Source organism: Endothiovibrio diazotrophicus (assembly GCF_054657215.1).
This window is the reverse complement of sequence record NZ_BAAHXB010000270.1, coordinates 1-1,096: the sequence shown is the minus strand read 5'-3', so window position 1 is coordinate 1,096 and position 1,096 is coordinate 1. Positions and strand designations below refer to the sequence as shown.

General features: G+C 60.6%; 1 protein-coding gene and 3 tRNA genes. All 4 read left to right on the top strand.

Going from position 1 to position 1,096, the window contains the following annotated elements; genetic code table 11:
• Positions 1-175: 175 nt before the first annotated feature.
• Positions 176-260, top strand: a tRNA-Tyr gene (locus ACYQ2W_RS26335).
• 54 nt (positions 261-314) lie between these two features.
• Positions 315-388 (top strand) — tRNA-Gly (locus ACYQ2W_RS26330).
• 16 nt (positions 389-404) lie between these two features.
• Positions 405-480 (top strand) — tRNA-Thr (locus tag ACYQ2W_RS26325).
• Positions 481-538: 58 nt separating this feature from the next.
• Positions 539-1,096, top strand: a 558-nt coding sequence (locus tag ACYQ2W_RS26320; RefSeq protein WP_459871977.1) for a GTP-binding protein, incomplete at its 3' end; no start/stop codon positions are given.

The window sequence follows — 1,096 nt, the reverse complement described above, 5'->3', positions numbered from 1 at the left end:
CCTTGGCGGCGCGAGGGCGGAAAAAATGTTTGAGTTTTGTCTGCGCTTGAGCAACAATGCGCGCCCCTTTCGAGCGGTGGCTGGAAGGGGGTGTCCCAAGTGCCGGCAGAAGCGGTTTTTCCTCTGGCGGGGCTTGACAGGGACACTTCGCTGCTTAAAATGCGCGTTTTCGCTCGGAGGGGTTCCCGAGTGGCCAAAGGGATCAGACTGTAAATCTGACGGCTCCGCCTTCGGAGGTTCGAATCCTCCCCCCTCCACCAGATTTTTGAGTAGCCCGCCTGTCGAAAACGGCGGGCCGCCGGAGCCAGCTCGAGGCGGGTGTAGTTCAATGGTAGAACCTCAGCCTTCCAAGCTGATGACGTGGGTTCGATCCCCATCACCCGCTCCACAAAACCAGGTTTTCGGCCCATGTAGCTCAGTTGGTAGAGCACACCCTTGGTAAGGGTGAGGTCAGCGGTTCAAATCCGCTCATGGGCTCCACATTTCTTCTTCTGAGCCAAGCGTCTTTCAACCTAATATCCTTAGAGAGAGCGTTCCGATGTCCAAGGAAAAATTTGAACGTACGAAACCGCACGTCAACGTCGGCACCATTGGCCACGTGGACCACGGCAAGACCACTCTGACCGCGGCCCTGACCAAGGTGATGGCGGAGAAGCACGGTGGCGAGTTCAAGGCCTACGACCAGATCGACGGCGCTCCCGAGGAGCGTGCCCGTGGTATCACCATCGCCACCGCGCACGTGGAGTACGAGTCCGACTCGCGGCACTATGCTCATGTGGACTGCCCCGGCCACGCCGACTACGTGAAGAACATGATCACCGGTGCCGCCCAGATGGACGGCGCGATCCTGGTCTGCTCCGCCGCCGACGGCCCGATGCCGCAGACCCGGGAGCACATCCTGCTGGCCCGCCAGGTCGGTGTGCCGTACATCGTGGTGTACATGAACAAGGCCGACATGGTCGACGACGAGGAGCTGCTGGAGCTGGTCGAGATGGAGATCCGCGACCTGCTCTCCTCCTACCAGTTCCCGGGTGACGACACCCCGATCATCACCGGTTCGGCGCTGAAGGCCCTGGAGGGCGATACCTCCGACATT